Origin of the sequence: Prosthecobacter dejongeii, from assembly GCF_014203045.1 — a bacterium.
Taxonomy (GTDB): domain Bacteria; phylum Verrucomicrobiota; class Verrucomicrobiia; order Verrucomicrobiales; family Verrucomicrobiaceae; genus Prosthecobacter; species Prosthecobacter dejongeii.
On the sequence record NZ_JACHIF010000004.1, the window covers coordinates 332,426 to 351,079 of the forward strand.

The 18,654-nt window shown below is 53.4% G+C and carries 16 protein-coding genes; 10 read left to right on the forward strand and 6 right to left on the reverse strand.

Translation table 11 applies throughout. The features are described 5' to 3' along the window. Positions 1 to 22: 22 nt before the first annotated feature. The 3 genes from HNQ64_RS11910 to galU all read left to right on the forward strand — a co-directional run bounded on the left by HNQ64_RS11910 (position 23) and on the right by galU (position 4,350). Positions 23 to 460 (forward strand): response regulator, encoded by a 438-nt coding sequence (locus HNQ64_RS11910; RefSeq protein ID WP_184208790.1) that lies wholly within the window; start codon positions 23 to 25, stop codon positions 458 to 460. Beyond that, positions 457 to 3,402 carry a hybrid sensor histidine kinase/response regulator gene (locus HNQ64_RS11915; protein WP_184208792.1) on the forward strand — a complete coding sequence of 982 codons (2,946 nt, stop codon included), beginning with the start codon at positions 457 to 459 and terminating at the stop codon, positions 3,400 to 3,402. Before HNQ64_RS11910 ends, HNQ64_RS11915 begins: the two co-directional genes overlap by 4 nt. Before the next feature lie 75 nt (positions 3,403 to 3,477). Beyond that, positions 3,478 to 4,350, forward strand: coding sequence for a UTP--glucose-1-phosphate uridylyltransferase GalU (gene galU, locus HNQ64_RS11920; RefSeq protein WP_184208794.1), 873 nt, complete (start codon positions 3,478 to 3,480; stop codon positions 4,348 to 4,350). Between the two features lie 71 nt (positions 4,351 to 4,421). On the opposite strand, the gene HNQ64_RS11925 is transcribed toward galU, so the two are convergent. From HNQ64_RS11925 to HNQ64_RS11935, 3 genes are all read right to left on the reverse strand, one after another. Further along, complete coding sequence (locus HNQ64_RS11925) at positions 4,422 to 5,858, reverse strand: sigma-54-dependent transcriptional regulator (RefSeq protein ID WP_184208796.1); 1,437 nt, start codon at positions 5,856 to 5,858, stop codon at positions 4,422 to 4,424. A 156-nt stretch (positions 5,859 to 6,014) separates the two neighbouring features. Next, positions 6,015 to 7,790 carry a polyprenyl synthetase family protein gene (locus tag HNQ64_RS11930; protein ID WP_184208798.1) on the reverse strand — a complete coding sequence of 592 codons (1,776 nt, stop codon included), beginning with the start codon at positions 7,788 to 7,790 and terminating at the stop codon, positions 6,015 to 6,017. 183 nt (positions 7,791 to 7,973) lie between these two features. Further along, entirely contained in the window at positions 7,974 to 9,086 is a 1,113-nt protein-coding gene (locus HNQ64_RS11935; protein ID WP_184208799.1) for a tetratricopeptide repeat protein, read from the reverse strand. A gap of 619 nt (positions 9,087 to 9,705) precedes the next feature. Between HNQ64_RS11935 and HNQ64_RS11940 the strand changes: the two genes are divergently transcribed. From HNQ64_RS11940 to HNQ64_RS11970, 7 genes are all read left to right on the forward strand, one after another. Further along, entirely contained in the window at positions 9,706 to 10,155 is a 450-nt protein-coding gene (locus HNQ64_RS11940) for a MarR family winged helix-turn-helix transcriptional regulator (RefSeq protein ID WP_184208801.1), read from the forward strand. A gap of 94 nt (positions 10,156 to 10,249) precedes the next feature. Beyond that, a complete protein-coding gene (locus tag HNQ64_RS11945; RefSeq protein WP_184208805.1) occupies positions 10,250 to 10,903 on the forward strand; it encodes a polyphenol oxidase family protein in 654 nt (217 codons plus the stop codon). A 22-nt stretch (positions 10,904 to 10,925) separates the two neighbouring features. Continuing rightward, the gene (gene ispE / locus HNQ64_RS11950; protein ID WP_184208807.1) at positions 10,926 to 11,765 is read left to right on the forward strand and encodes a 4-(cytidine 5'-diphospho)-2-C-methyl-D-erythritol kinase; all 840 of its coding nucleotides are present in this window, start codon (positions 10,926 to 10,928) and stop codon (positions 11,763 to 11,765) included. A 300-nt stretch (positions 11,766 to 12,065) separates the two neighbouring features. Continuing rightward, positions 12,066 to 12,932, forward strand: coding sequence for a sulfurtransferase (locus HNQ64_RS11955; protein ID WP_184208809.1), 867 nt, complete (start codon positions 12,066 to 12,068; stop codon positions 12,930 to 12,932). Between the two features lie 43 nt (positions 12,933 to 12,975). Further along, a complete protein-coding gene (locus HNQ64_RS11960) occupies positions 12,976 to 13,431 on the forward strand; it encodes a SufE family protein (RefSeq protein ID WP_184208811.1) in 456 nt (151 codons plus the stop codon). A gap of 172 nt (positions 13,432 to 13,603) precedes the next feature. Further along, positions 13,604 to 13,915 carry a DUF485 domain-containing protein gene (locus HNQ64_RS11965; protein ID WP_184208813.1) on the forward strand — a complete coding sequence of 104 codons (312 nt, stop codon included), beginning with the start codon at positions 13,604 to 13,606 and terminating at the stop codon, positions 13,913 to 13,915. Between the two features lie 155 nt (positions 13,916 to 14,070). Next, positions 14,071 to 15,627, forward strand: a complete 1,557-nt coding sequence (locus tag HNQ64_RS11970) for a solute symporter family protein (protein ID WP_343075894.1) — start codon at positions 14,071 to 14,073, stop codon at positions 15,625 to 15,627. A gap of 144 nt (positions 15,628 to 15,771) precedes the next feature. Here the strand turns inward: HNQ64_RS11970 and der are convergent, their stop codons facing one another. The 3 genes from der to HNQ64_RS11985 all read right to left on the reverse strand — a co-directional run bounded on the left by der (position 15,772) and on the right by HNQ64_RS11985 (position 18,566). Continuing rightward, positions 15,772 to 17,151: a ribosome biogenesis GTPase Der gene (der, locus tag HNQ64_RS11975; RefSeq protein ID WP_184208817.1), complete on the reverse strand. Its 1,380-nt coding sequence runs from the start codon at positions 17,149 to 17,151 to the stop codon at positions 15,772 to 15,774. A gap of 33 nt (positions 17,152 to 17,184) precedes the next feature. Continuing rightward, positions 17,185 to 17,757: a CDP-alcohol phosphatidyltransferase family protein gene (locus HNQ64_RS11980; RefSeq protein ID WP_184208819.1), complete on the reverse strand. Its 573-nt coding sequence runs from the start codon at positions 17,755 to 17,757 to the stop codon at positions 17,185 to 17,187. A gap of 302 nt (positions 17,758 to 18,059) precedes the next feature. Further along, positions 18,060 to 18,566 carry an FKBP-type peptidyl-prolyl cis-trans isomerase gene (locus tag HNQ64_RS11985; protein WP_184208821.1) on the reverse strand — a complete coding sequence of 169 codons (507 nt, stop codon included), beginning with the start codon at positions 18,564 to 18,566 and terminating at the stop codon, positions 18,060 to 18,062. Positions 18,567 to 18,654 lie beyond the last annotated feature (88 nt).

Sequence of the window (18,654 nt, forward strand, 5' to 3'; positions counted from 1 at the left end):
TCTCCCTCTCCCTTCATCTCTTATGTTCACATCTACTCCCGCCCACTCTCATCGCTCTCATGGGCGTATCTTAGTCGTGGATGACGAGCCGCAGATGCTCGCTGTCGCCAAGGCTATCCTGAATGCTCACAGCATGGATGTTGAGGTCTGTGACTGTGGTGCGCAGGCCCTGCAAGTTTTCCAGGCGGCCATTGCTACACCAGGTCGGTTTTCATGTGTGGTTCTCGATCTCACGATGCCGGGTGGCCTTTCAGGCTTTGAGGTTATGGAAGAGTTGCAAAAGCTGGACCCGGATCTCTCTGTCATCGCTTGCAGCGGATACTTCCAGGAAGATGCGAGGGATCTTTGTCAGGCCATCGGCTTTACTGATGTGCTTCAAAAGCCCTACACCTTAGAGCATCTCGTCGCCACTGTGCGCCGTGGCCTCATGCGCGACCGCGCTACTCACGACCAAGCATGAAGCTCCGCTTCTCCATTTCTGCACGCTTCATGGTCCTGGGCCTTTTGGCCGTGGTGATCGCTGTGTGTGTCACTGCGTTTGCCTTTCTTTGGCAGGATTTTCAGATCTTGCGGATGGTGCAGCGCTCTTATCTGGGCTCGATTGTACAAGCCGCTCAGACGGAACTGCGCGCACAGGGGCATTCACCGGATCAATGGATCTCAGCTCCTTCACTGACGAGTGAATCCATTGTTCATCTAAAGATGCGCCTTCAGGTCGTGGACGTTCCCCCCATGATCCAAGACCTCGGTCTGCGGATTGAGATCGTAGCTCCTGGTGCTGCGGCTACCCAAACTCCCGTGGAGAAAACTCCGTACGTTGTCGTTCATGATACGCCCTTGCAGTTTCAGCCAACGGAGCCCGAACCTTCGCAGCTTCATGACATTATCTATCGGGTCATGGCGGGCTCTTCGGTCGTCATTGGAGACTCGACGCCCTTAATGCCAACTCAGTTGTTGGATGCTCCGCACGAGTGGCTTCTTGCGGGGGCTCCACTTACCAATCCCACGGGGCGTATTGGCGGGGTCATCATCGCACGGCAGCCGGAAGTACACTTCAAGCACCTGCTGAATCTTCCACGCCTGATGGTGCCGATATTGGGGGCCTGTTTGGGTCTTTTACCCGCGATTTTGGGTTTCTATTGGGTGGGACGTAGCATTTCACGCAAAACCGCGCAGCTTCAAGAAGGCTTCGAGGCTCTGCGCCAAGGTAACCTGAACCACCGCCTGCCTGCCACAGGAAGGGATGATCTGGATGCACTCCAGGCCCAGTTCAATGACGCGATCACAGGCTTCCAGCAAGAGGAGTCTCGCAGGCAACAAATGGTAGGTGAGTTTCAAGCTGCCCGGAAGCAAGCTGAAGTCGCTACGGCTGCGAAGGGGGACTTTCTGGCAAACATGAGCCACGAGATCCGCACGCCCATGAATGGCATCATCGGCACCACCTCATTGCTGATCGAGATGGGCCTGGACAATGAACAGGAAGAACTGGTCCGCATGATTCGGAGCAGTGGGGAGTCCCTCCTACATCTCATCAACGACATCCTGGATTTTTCCAAAATCGAGTCTGCTAAAATGGAGATCGAAGACATCCCTGTGGATATGGAAAAACTCCTGGCTGAGGTGGCGGATGTCTTCTCCTACCGTGCTGCCGAGAAGAAGGTGGAGATCAATTTTCACATGGATCCAGCCCTACCGCGCATGTTCCGCGGGGATTTTCAACGCATCAAGCAAGTGCTGGTGAATTTGGTCGGCAACGCCATCAAATTTACGGAGAAGGGGGAGATCCTCATTCTTGCGCGTCAAGTAGCACGTAAGACCCCGCAAGGTGACATGCCACACCTCCATTTTTCAGTGCGGGATACTGGCATCGGCATTTCAGCCGATAAGATAGGCTCACTGTTTCAGGCTTTCACTCAGGCAGACACTTCCACCACGCGTAAGTATGGTGGCACGGGTCTGGGACTCGCGATTTGCCGGAAGCTTTGCCACCTGATGGGGGGAGAGATCAGCGTCATCAGTGATGAAGGGCATGGCTCAGATTTCTTCTTTGAATTGCCCCTGCGCATCGCGCAGGACGAAGCGGGTCGTGAAGAGGAATTTAGCTGGTTGGACAGCATCAAAGAACGGCGCATTACATATCATAGCCCCCACACGACTACTCAGCAGATTTTGCAGCAAACCCTTCAACAATGGGGCGTGGCTGCCATCCCGTTGGCGATTTTACCTGCGACTCCAGAGGCCTTGAGTCGAGAGTTGGGGGATACCCCAGTCTTCATCATGGATGCCAGCGAACATACGCCGACCTCCCTGGCCCCTTTCCTCCTCGCAGCTTCAGTTCACGGTACGGGAATTCTCCTCTTATTGCCTCTGACTTTATGGAAGTTGCGTGATCAATTTGCTCCTCCGGGTTATACCCGTTTCGTCAAGCTCAGCAAACCGGCCAAGCGCCGTGAACTATTGCGCGCATTAGCCGAACTCGTTCGCATGCCTCGAGTGGCGAATGTTCCTGCTAATGCGGTGGCGCCGATGCATAAGCCTATTTCGCTAACCAGTCCTATTACCGGGAATGGTGGCTCGTTTCATCCCGCCAGTGCGCCGGCCTCAGCCTTGCCACCTCTGGTCAGTCCCTTCCCCAGCAGTCCTCCTCCCATCGGTAGTGAGTTCAATGCCGCTAACGTGAGTGTAGCACCCGTATCTTATGTACAACCCTCATCGACCGTGTCTCCCGCTTGGGGCGGCACTGCTCCTGTTTCTGCTGCTGCCTCTCTAACCCCTCCGCCTGCTATGCCCATGCCAGATCCAAATCCAGAGTGGCTGAAGCCTGCCCCCCCAGCCCCTCCGACACCTCCTTCACTCACGGGGTTCTTTCACGAGCATCCTGCGCCTCTCCAGAATCACAGCCGCGCGGGGCAAGCAAGCCACGATGCCCAAATCTCACAGGAGACCAATCGCGCCATCGCTGCTGCTGCAAATGCGAACGGAGATAGCTTTGCTAAACAGCATCCGGCACGCATTTTGTTAGTCGAAGACCAGCCCCTGAATCAAAAAATTGCGACCATGCTGCTCCAGCGTCTGGGATACGCGCAGGTAGATGTGGCTAACAATGGGCAAGAAGCTGTGGAGATGGTCTCCGCAGGTTCTTATGATCTCATCTTTATGGATCTTCAAATGCCTGTGATGGGCGGCATTGATGCCGCGCGGGCCATTCGAGGAAATTTCCACCTTAAAAACCAGCCAGCGATCATTGCCATGACCGGGCACGCACTCACGGGCGTCAAAGAAGAATGTAAAGAAGTCGGGATGAATGCCTTCCTGACCAAGCCTGTGAGCTTGGATGACTTCCGCAAGACCCTGCCGCCGTGTTTAGAAAAGGAAGCCGCGCTGCGCCCGATGGTGCTCTGATCTGGCTTTTGTGCCCAAGTTCAATCCATGACATAGGTTGCGTGTACATGGCTGCTTGGCTAGTCTTGCGGTCTCATGTCTCTCGTTCGTAAAGCTGTCATTCCTGCTGCCGGTTACGGTACCCGTTTTCTGCCCATCTCGAAGGCCATTCCTAAAGAGATGCTGCCGCTCGTGGATAAGCCTGTCATTCAGTACGTGGTGGAGGAAGCCGTCGCTTCTGGGATTACGGATATTTTGATGGTCATTAGCCGGAGCAAACGCGCGATCGAGGAACATTTTCACCCAGCGTTTGACCTCGAGGCAGAGTTGGAAGCTAAAGGCCGAAAAGAAGATTTGGAAGATCTTCGCCGACTGCAATCACTGGCAAAAATACATTTCATCTGGCAGCCGAAAATGGGTGGTCTGGGGGATGCCATTTTGTATGCACGAGATCATGTGGGCAATGAGCCCTTTGCCGTGCTGTTGGGAGATACAGTGGTGACCACGAAGGACGAGTCCCGCCCCTTGACACGCCAGTTAGCAGATGTGGTGGAGCAGCGCGGTGGTTCCGCTGTGGCTTTGCAGGAAGTTTCTTTGGAGAAGGTGAGCCGTTACGGCATCCTGGGTGGGGAGGAACTGGAGCCTGGGCTGATCCGCGCACGACAGTTTGTCGAGAAACCAAAGCCAGAGGAAGCGCCGAGTCGTCTCGCCGTGAGTGCCCGGTATGTCTTATCTCCGCGTATCTTTGACCACTTGGAAAAGACACCGAAAGGTAAGGGGGGAGAACTCCAACTGACCGATGCTATGGCCTCCTTGATGCAGGAAGAGGCGCTGTATGGCTTGCACTACGAAGGGCAGCGGCATGACATCGGAAACAAGCTGGACTTCATCAAGGCAAACCTACACTTTGGCCTGCAACACGCAGATATTGGCGAGGCGTTGCGGGAATACGTCAAAAGCTTATCTTGAGTGGATCGCGGAAAAGACGGGCCTAACCTCAACTTTGAAGAGAAAGATGGGAGGAAAAGAGTGCGGCGAAATCAGCTGGCTTTTTTAGCCGCCGCCTTTTTCACCGCAGGCGCTCCCAGGTTTTCCTGAAGCTCTGCAGAAGTGATGCCGAGAAGTTTTGAGGTCTTGGCGGCATCTTCCTCGTAATGGCGGTATGCCATGCGCGAGAGCTCACGCTGGACCCAGGGTAGCAGCTCAATATCCGGGCTGTTTTGCGCGGTATTCAACAGCATGGTCAGGGCATCCCGCATGCGCGTGACGGTGCTGGCAGAGTTACCATGGCGGCTACCCGTGCTGCCCAGAGGAATATCTGAGGCAAGAAGCACGTCCGAATTACACAGCGCGCAGGCACGCTGAATGGTATTCTCCAGTTCACGCACGTTGCCTGGCCAGTCATAGGCCTCCAGCAGTGCGAGGGCATCTTCCGTGAAGCGCATGGTCAAACCCCGCCGGCGGGCAGATTGACGGTGGAGGAAAAACTCGGCCAGCAAGCGCACATCTTCACGCCGTTCGCGAAGCGGCGGGATGTGGATACGCACAACGTTGAGACGATAAAAAAGGTCTTCGCGGAAGGTGCCCTTCGCGACTTCTGCTTCCAAGTCTTTGTTGGTGGCCGCCAGGACGCGCACGTCACATTTCAACACTTGATTGCTACCGACACGGCAAAATTCGCCTTCCTGGAGCACTCGTAACAGCTTGCTCTGGACGGCTAAGGGCATGTCACCGATTTCATCAAGGAAGAGAGTGCCGCCGTCGCATTGCTCAAAGCGGCCGATGCGCTGGGTCACAGCTCCCGTGAAGCTGCCTTTTTCGTGACCGAAGATTTCGGACTCCATCAGATTATCTGGAATGGAGGTGATATTGATGCCGACGAATTCTTTCTGCGTACGCGGGCTAAACTTATGAATGGCGCGGGCAACGAGTTCCTTACCACAACCGCTTTCACCTGTGACCATGACAGGAGCGTCGCTACGGGAAACGCGGCCGATCATCTTGAAAACATCCTGCATCGGGCCTGAGCGGCCAATGATGGTCTCCTGAATGGTTTCAGCGGGAACTTCAGCCGCATTGGCCCGGGTGACGCGGCGGGATTCATTGGCCCGAAGTGCACTCTCCACCACGGTGCGTAGTTCATAAGGCAGCTTTTCCTTTCCCAGCACATCGTATGCACCGAGGCGCATGGCTTCGATCACGTTGCTGGTACTAGCGATACCACTGAAAAGGATGACCATCGCATTGGGATCAGTCTGGCGCAGACGCTTGAGCAATTCGATGCCTGAAGTGCCAGGTAATCGCACCTCTGCGAGAACGAGATCGGCACGCGTTTTTTGGTAATTGGCCAATCCCTCCTCAGCACGTTCTGCGGTGCTCACGGAAACGCCGGGAGCTTTCAGGTGTCCAGATGCCCAGACGAGGAAGTCTGGATCTGTATCCACGATGAGAATTCTAGAATCCGGGATGTCTGCCATGGGTTGCACTAAGACTGCGTTCCTATCTTGATTCAGCGGTGGCGTCAACACGTGAATCGGAGCAACCCAGTGCTGATCTGGTGGCGTTCACGCAGTCTTGAGAGGCTTGGAGCGTAAAAGTCCGAGGCTGAATTCCAAGTTTTCACCATCTCAGGCTTACGCAACGGCGGCTGCATTAGGCACCAAATGTTCGGCCGCTTTGGCTGCCTGCTCACGCAATTCCGGGTTGGCATTCTTCTGCTCGAATTCTCGACACCAACCTTTGATCTCGAGTTCGTTGAAAATTTTGCCGATCACCCGGCGAAGCAGACCTTTGAGATTGGGGAGCTCGACTTCTTGGAGACTGCGAATGGCTGCTTCTTTGTAGGTTTCCAGCATCAGGGTGGATTTATCGTAGGCCCCAGATTCCTCGGCCCAGCGACGGATGGTAGGCTTGTCTGGCAGCGTGTTGGCTTGACCATTCCAGAGTGCTTCCATGATCTCCTTAACCTCTCCCTTGCCGCGTTCCCGCAGCAGAGCCAAAATAATGCTTGGGCGAATACTGACATTGTTGTCTGCCGCAGAATCATCGCCAAGATCATCCAGATCATCGCGAATCTGGTAAGCAATCCCGAGATTTTCGCTGTAGGAGTGAAGGGCTTCGGCCGTTTCTTCGAGCTGTCCTGCCATGGCTGCGCCAATTTTGAGAGCTACCTCAAACGCAGGGGCCGTCTTGCTGCGGAAGATCTCCAAAACTTGGGTATTGCTCAAAGCGACTGGGTGATTATTCCAGAGCAATTCGGCACCTTGGCCACGGCAAAGCTCTCGTTGACCTTCTGCGGCCACTTTTAAACAAGCGCTGCGGATGTGGCTGGCGCATTTCATTTCAGCAAGCAGGCGATACCCTTCGCCGATCAAAAGATCTCCCACATTCAGGGCCACGGGAATGCCGTATTCGGAATGCAGGGTGGGCTCGCCATAGCGTTCTGCATCGTTGTCCTCAATGTCGTCATGAATGAGGGAGGCTTTATGAAAAGCCTCCACGGAGATGGCCGCCAGTTTAAGATCGTCTGAAATGGGGGCTTCTGGATCTTCGCGTAATGCCTGGTAAGCGGCGATGGTGAGGAAAGGGCGCCAGCGCTTGCCGGCGCGGCCTAACCGTTCACGGGCGATTTGTTCGGTCTGGCAGCTGGGTTTGCCCAACAGCGCTTCCAAGGCCTCTGGGGTGAACCAAGTTTTAACTTCTTCATGCAAATCATTCAGATTTAGACGGCGAGTTTTGTCTTCGCTGGTGAGGTGGATGTAATCCCAAACCCAATCCACATCCACCGTGGTGTCAATGCAGTCATCTTGTAGCAAAGGCACGGCGACAGCGGGAATGGCGGCCGCTTCAACGTAGGGAAAAGTACGCTCCAGCACAGGTAAGCAGGAGATACCTACGATGGCCTCGATTTTTCCCGTCTGAATCAGAGACATAACGATGGCACTGCCTTCAGCGACAAGAACCGCATAGCCTAGCTTTTCCGCTTCATTCTGGAAGTCCTGGATGCTGCAAAGGCCGCATTGCTTGCATAATAGGCCGAATTCATCAAAAGGGGCTGGACACTTGCTTTCGATACGTAGGCATTTGGGCATCAATAAAAGCCGCTTTTCAAAGGGCACTGTGGCCAATGATTCGCGCCAAGTTTCATTGGCGAGGAGCACACCTGTGTAGTCGCGATAGATTTTTTCGATCCCATTGAGGGCCATGATTTTATCCGTGTGCACCTGGAGCTCATCAATGGGCACTGGAGGAACGAGTTTTGTCTGCTCAGCATACTCCCGCACTGCTTGAAGCACAAAATCACGATCCTGTTTGGTCTGCGGAATGTTCTTTTTAGGCTGCCTAAAGCGCCGCACAAGTCCAGGAATGGCGGGGGGCAGGGAAGCAGAGCGGACAGCGACGGTGGACATGGGGGAAGGGGACAAATTTCCTGAAAGCAAACAACCATTAATCCATACGTCCTCGTTGAAGCAACGAATGGGAAAAGAGTCAGCCTTGTAACCGTGCCGCTGCCTGGCAGTCTTGCAAGGATTGCGAAAGGATGTGCGGATTTTGTGCTGATTAAGAGGCGATCACGTGGCGTTTTTGAATTCTCAGACCACCGTGCCTCGGCTTTTGCCTTTGTTACCTTTGGGTTTAGCGGGGGCTCCCGGGATGCCTTCTTCTTGCAGAATCGTATCCTGCGGAAGTGGTGCCGCTTCTGAGTCGGACTTCGGTTCGGTGTCCGTGTAGGGAGTTTGTTTCTGGTACAACTTGAGGCGTGTTTGAAATTCAGTTTCCAGATTGCGGCGATCTTCTTCTGCCAACTCTTTGTCGGCAGGCAGCAGGGCCAGGGCTTTCTTTTGCCAAAGCACAGCTTCTAAATACTCACCATTTCGAGCGAGACAGGCGGCTTTGGTATCGATCATTTCATAACGCTGCTCTTCCCCTGCTTCATCCATGATGCGCAGTGCGCGGGAGGAAAGTTGCACCGCTTGTTCGCCATTGTGAAGGCTTTCGTCAGGACATGTCGCCATGAACCAGGCCAGGTTGTTGGCTGCCCAGGGGTCATCACTGCGGGCTGCCCGCTGATACCACGCACCTGCGCGTCGGTAATCGACAGGAACCCCTGTGCCGGAATAGTAGAGATTTGCCAAACGGCTCATGGCTGGCACAAAATCTTGCTGCGCTGCGCGAAGGTAATAAAGAGCCGCTTTAGAGGGACTTTTTGCAGTGCCTACTCCCCGCTCGTATTTGGCTGCGAGCGCAGTTTGAGCTTGTGGATAATTTTGTTCGGCCGCTTTTTCTAGCCATTCGGTGGCCTTTTCGGCATCCAATTTGACGCCACGACCTAGATCATACGCCATCGCGACGGCATGCTGTCCTGCGGCAAACCCATTTTCGGCGGACTTGCGATACCATTCGAAGGCTTTGGCATCGTTTTTCTTCACTCCCACGCCATCTTCATAGAGGGAACCCATTACGAACTGCGCACGCAGGTGTTTCTGAGCGGCCGCTTTTTCCATCCATTGCATCCCCTCAGCTTCATTCTTCTTTAAACCCTCACCCGTGAGCAGTCGCAGTCCGAGTTCAAATTGAGAGTCCGCGTCGCCATCATTGGCCCAAGCTCGCAGTTCTTTGTCGTTGATGACCTCTGGGATCTGCTGCGCAGAAACGGTCATGAAGGCGAGGCAAGTGAAAGCAAGACAGCGGAAGAAAATTTTCATGATGGAAAACACTACGTTTCGAGAATCGTGCCTACAACAGACAAACTTACGGATTGCTTGCTCGATTGCGGCATGATTTGGGCCAGTTCTCAAAAAAGAAAACACAAGCTCCAATGCAAAGCGATCACGAGAACCACGAGTGGTGTATGAAAAAAACACCTTTTGGCCTCAATCCATAAGGGCACACTGAGGGTAATGCCTGTGGGTGAGATCATTGAATCTCTGCAATCAATTAAAATATTTGGATATTTGACCCTGTGGGAGACTCATGACTTTCTTTGTGGTTAGTCAGCCTATGATCTAGAAGCCTGTAGCAGTGGGCCGCATGAAAAAAGCAATAAGGATGAGGAGCGAGCCACGCGCTCATACTGCTGTCCTTGAGAAATGATGGCATTTTTTTAAATTTATCTGGGAGGCTTTGAATAAAAATCTTGTCTTTTCGGCTGTCATGGTTGATAATTCGGTGTTGTTGAATTCTTGAGTTTGAGAATTTAGTATTCAGCAAGGCCTGTAATTTATGGATTCTATGGAATTAGCTTGCGCTTACCATTGGTTCTGGTTACATTTTAAATAGATATTCAAAATTTTCCTGTCCGGCCAAGCCTCTAGCTCCCCATTTATGTCCAACACACTCCAGCCTGAAATCAAGGATCACGCCAAATTGGCCGACTTCATTTTGTTCAGCCAGCGGGAATTCTTGCTCAATTTGTCCAAGGAGCTGAACCGCGATAACATCTCCTTCGCTCAGTTCTTCCTGTTGAGTTATTTGGCTACTTCGAAGGAGCTGACGATGACCGATATTGCCCGTAAAATGGGTCATTCGACTGCTGCTGCGACTGGGTTGGTGGATCGTCTTGAAAAGCTGGGATACATGGAGCGCACCCACGCGATTGATGACCGCCGCAAAGTGATGGTTCGTGTTACCTCCAAGGGCTTGGATCTTGTGAGCCGTCTCCGCGATGGTCTTCAGGACCAAATTGCCGAAGCGATGAGTGAGACTGACGCCACGGATGCTGCTTCTTTCATGACCTCCTACCGCACGATGGATACGAGCGTCGCCAGCAAGTAAGATTTCCCGTTGTATTGTTTGTTTCGAAAGCGCATGGAGCTTGTATGCTTCATGCGCTTTCTGCTTTTAAATAGCTATGGATGATTCTCTTTGGATGACTTTTCCTCTCTTGAGTGACTTGCCGGGCTTTCGGCATCGTTTCACCCTGAGGCACCCAGACATAGCGGTGGATGCTGAGCGCGTCGTGGTGGTGGAGCGTCTGTGGGACTGGCACCGCGAGCAGGCTGTCGAGTTGGGCTTCCATGCCCATTCTTTATGCACTGCAGAGCAAGTTCACGGTTCTAGGGTCGTGGCAATTGATTCGGTGCCTACGGCCCCTATTCTTGGAGCGGATGGCATTGTCACTGGCGCAGCCGATTTGGTAATTGGCATCTATGTGGCAGATTGTGGAGCCCTTTACTTGGCTGATCCAGTTACAGGAGCTTGTGGAATCGTACACTCGGGGAAAAAAGGATCTGAGTTGGGCATTGCAGCCGAAGCGATACGCCTCATGCATGCAAAATATGGCTGTGACCCAAGCAACATCCGTGCGCAATTGGGGCCCTGCATTCGCCCCCCTGCTTATGAAGTGGATTTCGCCTCTCAAATCCGGGAGTCTTGTCTGCAAGCTGGGATTTTACCCGAGCACTATGCGGACTGTGATATCTGTACTTCCAGTGACTTGCGGAGATTTTATTCTTACCGCATGGAGAAAGGTCGGACTGGTCGCATGCTTGCCTTAATGGGACGACTGTCCTCGAATACTTAATTTCACCTAAAACCGACCTGTTGTGGAGCTTTCCTCACCTGCAAAGATTAATCTCTGGCTGCGTATTTTAGATCGCAGATCCGACGGATTTCATGAAGTCGAGACGCGACTGTGCAAAATAGGTATCTCGGATACCGTGAAATTGGAGTTGATGGGTCCAGGGAAATCCGTCGAGTTGACTTGCAACATTCCCGGTATTCCGCTGGATGATTCCAACTTAGCTATCAAAGCAGTACGTGCTTTTGAACGCCGTCTCGGCAGAACAAACTCTTGGCACATCCATTTGGAAAAGAGAATTCCCTCGGGCGCAGGGTTGGGGGGGGGCAGTAGCAATGCGGCCTCCATTTTAAAAGCAGCTAATGAACTCACGGGAAAGCCTCTCCCGCTCTCGGAGCTTCTAGAAATCGCCGGAGATATAGGCGCTGATGTGCCCTGTTTTTTATTGGAAACGGGTGCGGCTGACGGAGCCGGGCGTGGGGAAAGAGTGACTCCGGTGGAGTTTTCTTGGAAGTTGCCTTTGGTGCTTATCAAACCGGCCTTTCCCATACCAACCCCGTGGGCTTACAAACACTGGAAGGACTCGCAGGAGCTTAGGGGAGTACTTTATGCACCGCAGCACTGTCCATGGGGACACATGGTGAATGGCCTGGAAAGGCCAGTTTTTGAGAAATATCGCCTTCTCGCGGCGCTTAAAGGGTGGCTGCTTGAGCAAAAAGGAGTGCAGGCAGCACTTATGTCAGGGTCTGGCTCGACCATGTTTGCAGTGACCAAAACGCATGCTGATGCAGCCGCTCTGGCTGAAGCTGCCCAACTTTGGTGCGGTCCCACCGCTTGGGTGAAGGCTACGGAAACACTGGTGTAAAAAAATTGAGGCCGGGCGGCTCCCGATTCCGCCCGACCTCTTTGTTTGCATCAACCTCAACACTGACCTGTGTTTCCACAGGGGTGATGACAACAACCAATCACTCTCAAGACCAGTTAGGGGGACTCTCTCCCGCCATCACTGTTGATAGATTAGATTCCTCTCCTGAGGAGATGTTGAATCATTTTTGATTTTTTTTGATGATTCTTTTCGGCACCGATTCAGATCGGCGAGCCGTTGATATGACGAGTTGAATCGAGGGGCGGCATCGCCATGATTTATTTTTGCCTTTTTTTGATCATGAATTCCAAATTTGCTGCCTACCACACCCCTGAAATCCTGGTTGATACGGATTGGCTGGCCGCCAATCTAGAGACCCCCGGCATTCGAATTATTGAAAGCAATGAAGACCTGCTTCTTTATGATGTGGGCCACATCCCAGGTGCCGTTCACATTGACTGGCGCCGCGACTTGAATGACCAGACGACTCGCGATTACATCGGTCCGCAAGCTTTCGCTGAACTTTGCCGTCGCCATGGCATCACGCCAGAGACCACCCTCGTTTTTTATGGGGATAAATCGAATTGGTGGGCCTGTTATGCCTTCTGGGTTTTTCAGCTGTTCGGTCATACCAAGGCCAAAATCCTGGATGGTGGCCGCGACAAATGGGAGGCGGAAAACAAGCCTTTGACCCGCTCTGTAAACGCCTTCCCGGCCAGCGATTATCCCGTGCCATCCAAGCGTGATGATGAGGCGCATCGTGCCTATTTTCAGCAGACCTTGGAACACTGTAAAGCTGGTAAAAAGCTTGTGGATGTGCGCAGCCCCAAGGAATACTCAGGTGAGGTCACCCACATGCCTGAATATCCTCAGGAAGGCGTGCTGCGCGGTGGTCACATCCCAGGAGCGAAAAGTGCTCCGTGGGCGCGTGCGGCCAATGCCGACAAAACTTTCAAATCTCGTGAGGAGCTGGAGGCTATCTATGCCAATGAATTGGGGCTGAAAACCGATGACGATATCATCGCTTACTGTCGCATTGGTGAGCGCAGTAGTCACACTTGGTTTGTGCTGAAATATCTTCTCGGGTATAACCAAGTGCGTAACTATGACGGCAGTTGGACGGAATGGGGCAATATGGTGCGCACCCCAATTGAAGTGGGTGCGTAGCATTCTCAAGTCTAGAAAGGTTTTGGTCTCTAATTCCCCCCTTATGCCCTATCCCACTGCCCTCAACGAGATCATTGAGCTGTTTGAGTTTTTGCCTGAGGCTGCACGCCGGGAAACTCTCATCAATTACGCAGATGCAGCCGCCGCCTGTGGCCGCAAGGAGGGGGTGGCTTACAACCTGGAAGATGTGCGTAAGGACGAAGAGTGCACCGATACCGTTGGGGTCTTTGTGCGAGTGGATGACGAAGATCGAGTTCATTTCGCCATTGAGTTAGGACCTAAAGTTCAAACACTCACCAAGGCGATGACTGCCATTCTCTGTCGCGGGCTTAATGGGAGCACCTTGATTGAGGTGATGGCGGTGCCTGCGGATTTTGTGCCACGCATCATCGGTGCGGAATTAGTTCGTTTGCGGAGCCAGACGGTCTATTATGTCCTTGGTCGCATGAAGACTGCGGTGAAGATGTTTACAGATCGTCGCCGCGCTGAACTTCCTTGAATGAAGGTGGGAGTGCACAAAGGCTTTGAGTCGTAAAAACCCTCTTTCCCAAGAGGCGTTCTGGCTTCGCTTTTTCTTTCGGTAAAAAGTTGCGAACAAACCTGTCCGGAATCGGCAAATTAGGTGACATCATTCTTGCCATTTTAGGCAGTGCTCCGTACTCTCGCGCGCCATGCAAGAAAATAAACGATCGGTGGATTGGGACAGACTCGAAGCAAAGCCTGAGTTCCGCGCTCTTCTTGGGCGCAAAGCCAGCTTCATCATTAAGGCTACCATCTTCTTCATGGCCTACTATTTGGCCCTACCTATTTTAGTGGGCTACGCTCCTGATTTGATGAAAAAGAAAGTCTTCGGTGAGGTGAACATTGCCTATCTTTTTGCCCTCTCTCAGTTCTTCATGGCCTGGATCATGGCTTTCGTTTACGTCCGAGTCGCCTCCCGTTGGGATCGTGAGGCCGCAGCTGTGATTGCCGATGTGAAGTAAACAGTCTTCGATTTCTTTTCTTTGCTGCGGGAAACCACAGCGCTTTCCAAGCCTTTCTTTTTTTAGACTTCATCTGCATGTTCATTTCTCTTCTTTCAGCGGCTGCTGCGACGGCGGCCTCTCCGGCTTCTTCCAAAAGCTTGATTCCCCTTATCATGTTCACTGGCTTCGTGGCGCTCACGTTGCTGATCACTTTCTGGGCTGCTAAGCGCAACACAGGGGCGAGTGCTTACTTTGCGGCGGGTCGTAATATCACTGGCTGGCAAAATGGTCTCGCTGTCGCGGGAGACTACATGAGCGCAGCCTCCTTCCTGGGAATTTCAGGAATGATCTGTTTCTCCGGTTACGATGGGTTTATGTACTCGGTGGGCTTCCTCGTGGCTTACATCACGGTGCTACTCATCGTGGCTGAGCCTCTGAGAAATGCCGGGAAATATACCATGGCGGACCTGTTGGCTTATCGCCTCTCGCCACGGCCTGTTCGTGCCATGGCCTCCCTCAGCACGCTCACGGTTTCTACTTTTTACATGATTGCTCAGATGGTGGGTGCCGGGGTGATCATTGAGCGCCTGATCGGTCTTTCCTTTGCTCCTGCCGTCATTGGGGTGGGAGTGCTCATGCTGGTCTATGTTGTCTTTGGGGGAATGCTCGCTACCACTTGGGTACAGATCATCAAAGCGCTGCTGCTCATGGCAGGTGCGATCCTGCTCAGCTACCTCGTTCTTCAGTATCATCACTTCAGTCTGGCTGGCTTCTTCGATGCCGTATCGAAAGCGGACTACGCAGGCACCGCTGAACCGAAAAACCTTCTGGAGCCCGGCCTCAAGTTTGGCGTTGCTGTCGCAGGTAAATGGGGCCCACTCGATCTCGTCTCCTTGGGATTGGGACTCGTTTTGGGAACGGCTGGTCTGCCGCATATTCTGGTGCGTTTTTACACAGTTCCAGATGCCAAGACGGCGCGTTCCAGCGTGGTTTGGGCGATGGCCATCATTGGTATTTTCTACATCATGACCACCTTCTTTGGTTTTGGTGCAGCCACCATTTTGAAAAAGGCGCTGATCCTCACGGAAACCGGCGCGCCGAATCCGAATATGGTCGCTCCTATTCTGGCGCAGGAATTGGGAGGAGAGCTCTTTTTTGCCTTCATCAGTGCCGTTGCTTTCGCCACCATCCTGGCTGTGGTCGCTGGCTTGACCATGAGTGCCTCGGCCTCCTTCGCTCATGACTTTTACTCGAACGTTCTCCATCACGGCAAAGAAAACCGCCCCGGAGCTGAGGTGAAAGTCGCCCGCATCACCGCCTTCATTGTGGGGGCAGTCAGCATCGGTATCGCCATCTATCTAGGCCCCGCCGTGAATGCGGCGTTCCTCGTCGGACTTGCTTTTGCTGTGGCTGCCAGTGCCAACCTTCCGGTCATTATCTTCAGTGTCTTTTGGAAGCGGTTCAATACGACCGGTGCTGTGGCCGGTCTGGTCACCGGATTGGTCTCCGCCATTGTCCTCATCTTGCTTAGCCCGAATGGGCTTTTTGGCAAAGCTGGGGCTCCATTTCCCCTGGAAAACCCAGGAATTGTCAGCATTCCTCTGGGGTTCTTGGCGGCGTATCTGGGCACCATCCTGACTCCACGTGATCTTGAAGCTGAGGCTAAATTCTCAGAACTCACGGTCCGTGCTCACACGGGGCTGGGGGCTGAAAAAGCGACCCACCATTGATCGTCCAGCGCTGTCGGCGCAGAAAATTAAATTTTGAGTGGCCATCACGTTTCACGTGATGGCCATCGTCATTTTGGCCGCTCGATGCCAGTTTCCAGCATCCATTCAGGGCTTGCCCGAGTTGCCCTTCATGAGGTTTTCCACCTAGCGCTTCTTTTCTTTGGGCTGTTTGCCACGCACACTCATGCGGAAGGGCACGCCTGGGGCAGGCCATTCTTTGCGAATCACGCTTTCGAGGAAGCGCAGGTACCCGTCGGTCATCTTGGCCGCGCGGTTGGCGAACATCACGAAGTGAGGCACGGGAATGGAGACATCTTCCGTCTCGTTTACCTGCGTTACGTAGAGCAGCTTGAAGGTCTGTGGACTGCGGCCGAGCGGGCCTGGAGTGTTTTCGATGGTTTCATGCATCAAGCGATTCAGCACGCCTGTCCCGATGCGACCCTGCGCGCCTTTTCGCACTTTTTCGATCTGCACAAACAGCTTGCCCACGTTGTCGTTATTCTTGGCTGAGATGGCGACCAGGGGAGCGTAGCTGAGGAAGAAAAACTCGCGACGCATGGTTTCAGCCAACTCTTCCAGACGATCCTTTTGCTGGGCATGAGGGTGGAAGAGGTCAAACTTATTCATCACGAGGATGCAGGGCTTGCGCTCTTCCACGATCATTTGGGCGATCTTGCGATCCTGCATCTTAGCACCGTCTGCGCAGTCAATGACCAGGAGGCAAAGGTCTGCCCGCTTGATGGCGGCGTAGCTGCGCTGGATGCTGAAGATTTCCACGGCATCTTCCACCTTCGCTTGTTTGCGGATGCCGGCGGTGTCGATGAGTTGGTAATGTTTGCCGTTATACGTGCAATGCACGTCCAGGCTATCGCGAGTGGTGCCGGGAAGGTCGCTGACAATCGCTCGTTCTTGACCCAGGACGGCGTTTACCAGAGAGGACTTGCCTGCATTTGGCCTGCCCACGATGGCTAGCTTGAGCGGGCGGGCAGAGAGGCGTTCGTCGCGAGCTTCTTCGGTTTCTTCCTCGGTCAATTCCAGTTTCTCTACAATGGAGTCCACCAGGTCATCAATACCGTAGCCGTGCACGGCGCTTACTTCTGCCGCATTGCCAAAACCGATTTTGGCAAACTCACCGGAACCTAAGCGACGCTTTTCCGAATCTGACTTGTTGGCCACCAGGATGACATGCTTATTGGTCCGGCGCAGCATCTGGGCTAGCGACTGGTCAATCGGCGTGATACCTGCCGTCACGTCCACTACAAAGAGCAGCAGATCCGCCACGTCTAGGGCGATGGCAGCCTCTACCTGTACCTGCTCGGTCAAGACATCCTCCGTATTGGCTCCGATACCGCCCGTATCCATGATGTTAAAGACCTGCGGCCCACGGCGGCATTCAGCCGTGATACGGTCGCGAGTCACCCCTGCGAGGTCATGAACGATGGAAATATTCATGCCGGCAAGGCGATTGAAGAGGGCAGATTTGCCCACATTCGGGCGGCCTACGATGGCGACGGTTTTACGCATGGGATGTTTTTTTCTAAAAGGGATGGAGACAGGTCAGTCATGCTTTCCTGAATGCTCTTGTACCTGGCGCACGCCAGCCGCGAGATTGAGGAAGCCTGAGATGGCCGTAAAAGCTCCGGCCAAAGCCGTGGGCCAGATAAGGAAAGGAATATCTAACATCAGCCAGAGGACGGCGGCAAACTGGGCAAAAGTGGCTACTTTACCTGTCCAATGTGGTTTGATCACGCATTTCCCCGTGAGATAATCAATGAGGAAGGCGCCACCGATGCTGGCGAGGTCACGGAAAATGACCAGGGTAGGGAACCAGAGTGGAAAGTGCTGTCTCCAGCCGGTAAAACTCAAAGTGATAATGCCGGAAAGCAGCAAAAGTTTGTCCGCTAGAGGGTCTAAAATGGCACCTAAACGGCTGCGCTGATTGAAATGGCGGGCTACATAACCATCCACAGCGTCGCTCAATGCTGCGATGGCAAAGGTGGCGATGGTCCACCAGCGTAGCGTTTCATTGGCCTGTCCCGAGGACACACTTTCCCCATAATAGACCGCCAACCCGATGAAAACCGGGATGAGAAGGATGCGGAAAATCGTGATCTGGGTGGCGAACGTCACAGCGAACCTTCCCTTTAAACCCTGGGGAGCGGATTGCAATGCCGACTGTTTTGTTCGTCTTTCTGAGAGAGCCTGAAAATGCCTGGGATCAATTTAAAAGTAGTGTTTCTGAGCGTGGCAGCAGCTCTCCTAGCGGCTGCCGACCCTCCTAAATCTATTTTGGGAAGGCGTTTCTTCCGCTGGGGCATTGCATTCGCTGCTCTTGCAAGGCCGTCGTGATGATCCAGATTATGGTTGAGTGAATCTGATTTCAGGGGATTTCCTCTGAATTTGAACGTTGGCTAACAAAGAATGAATCAAAACTAACGACCCAGCACTTGGAGGAGTTCCACCTGGAAGATCAGGTCGCTATTAGGTGGGATTTTTCCGCCGATGGCGCGGTTTCCATAGGCCAAGCGTGCAGGGATGTGCAGCAGCCATTTGTCGCCAGGTTTCATGAGTTGTAGCGCCTCCGTCCAGCCGGGAATGACTTGGCCGACGCCAAAGCTCGCAGGTTGACCACGCTCAATGGAGCTGTCAAAGACCGTTCCGTCAGTGAGGGTGCCATGATAATGTACTGAGACGGTATCCCTGTAAGTGGGTGAGATCCCAGAATCAGGCCCAGAGCTCAGAACACGATATTTCAGTCCGCTGGCGGTCGTCACCACACCGGATGGTGAGATGCTAGGGGTTGCCGCTGGAGGGCTAGTGTTCTGGGGGGCCTGGGATGGGGGCTGTCTGACGGTCTTCTTTTTCGCTGGGGCTTCAGTCTGGCAGGCCGTGAGGCAGAGCAAAAGGGCGGAGGACAGGGTAACGTAAAGGGACTTCATGGAATGAGAAAAGAGGTACTGAACGCCTGCCAGTATGCGCCGGGTGGCGTGAGGTGTGCCAGTACTTTCTCCCACATCAGTGCTGATC

What these genes read in the sequence shown, in the direction of transcription:
- HNQ64_RS11970 (WP_343075894.1), top strand. Translation starts at nt 14,071, where the DNA reads ATGTTCACTGGCTTCGTGGCGCTCACGTTGCTGATCACTTTCTGGGCT.
- HNQ64_RS11925 (WP_184208796.1), bottom strand. Translation starts at nt 5,858, where the DNA reads ATGGCAGACATCCCGGATTCTAGAATTCTCATCGTGGATACAGATCCA.
- HNQ64_RS11960 (WP_184208811.1), top strand. Translation starts at nt 12,976, where the DNA reads ATGCCCTATCCCACTGCCCTCAACGAGATCATTGAGCTGTTTGAGTTT.
- HNQ64_RS11985 (WP_184208821.1), bottom strand. Translation starts at nt 18,566, where the DNA reads ATGAAGTCCCTTTACGTTACCCTGTCCTCCGCCCTTTTGCTCTGCCTC.
- HNQ64_RS11930 (WP_184208798.1), bottom strand. Translation starts at nt 7,790, where the DNA reads ATGTCCACCGTCGCTGTCCGCTCTGCTTCCCTGCCCCCCGCCATTCCT.
- HNQ64_RS11935 (WP_184208799.1), bottom strand. Translation starts at nt 9,086, where the DNA reads ATGAAAATTTTCTTCCGCTGTCTTGCTTTCACTTGCCTCGCCTTCATG.
- HNQ64_RS11915 (WP_184208792.1), top strand. Translation starts at nt 457, where the DNA reads ATGAAGCTCCGCTTCTCCATTTCTGCACGCTTCATGGTCCTGGGCCTT.
- galU (WP_184208794.1), top strand. Translation starts at nt 3,478, where the DNA reads ATGTCTCTCGTTCGTAAAGCTGTCATTCCTGCTGCCGGTTACGGTACC.
- HNQ64_RS11965 (WP_184208813.1), top strand. Translation starts at nt 13,604, where the DNA reads ATGCAAGAAAATAAACGATCGGTGGATTGGGACAGACTCGAAGCAAAG.
- HNQ64_RS11910 (WP_184208790.1), top strand. Translation starts at nt 23, where the DNA reads ATGTTCACATCTACTCCCGCCCACTCTCATCGCTCTCATGGGCGTATC.
- HNQ64_RS11955 (WP_184208809.1), top strand. Translation starts at nt 12,066, where the DNA reads ATGAATTCCAAATTTGCTGCCTACCACACCCCTGAAATCCTGGTTGAT.
- der (WP_184208817.1), bottom strand. Translation starts at nt 17,151, where the DNA reads ATGCGTAAAACCGTCGCCATCGTAGGCCGCCCGAATGTGGGCAAATCT.
- HNQ64_RS11940 (WP_184208801.1), top strand. Translation starts at nt 9,706, where the DNA reads ATGTCCAACACACTCCAGCCTGAAATCAAGGATCACGCCAAATTGGCC.
- HNQ64_RS11945 (WP_184208805.1), top strand. Translation starts at nt 10,250, where the DNA reads ATGACTTTTCCTCTCTTGAGTGACTTGCCGGGCTTTCGGCATCGTTTC.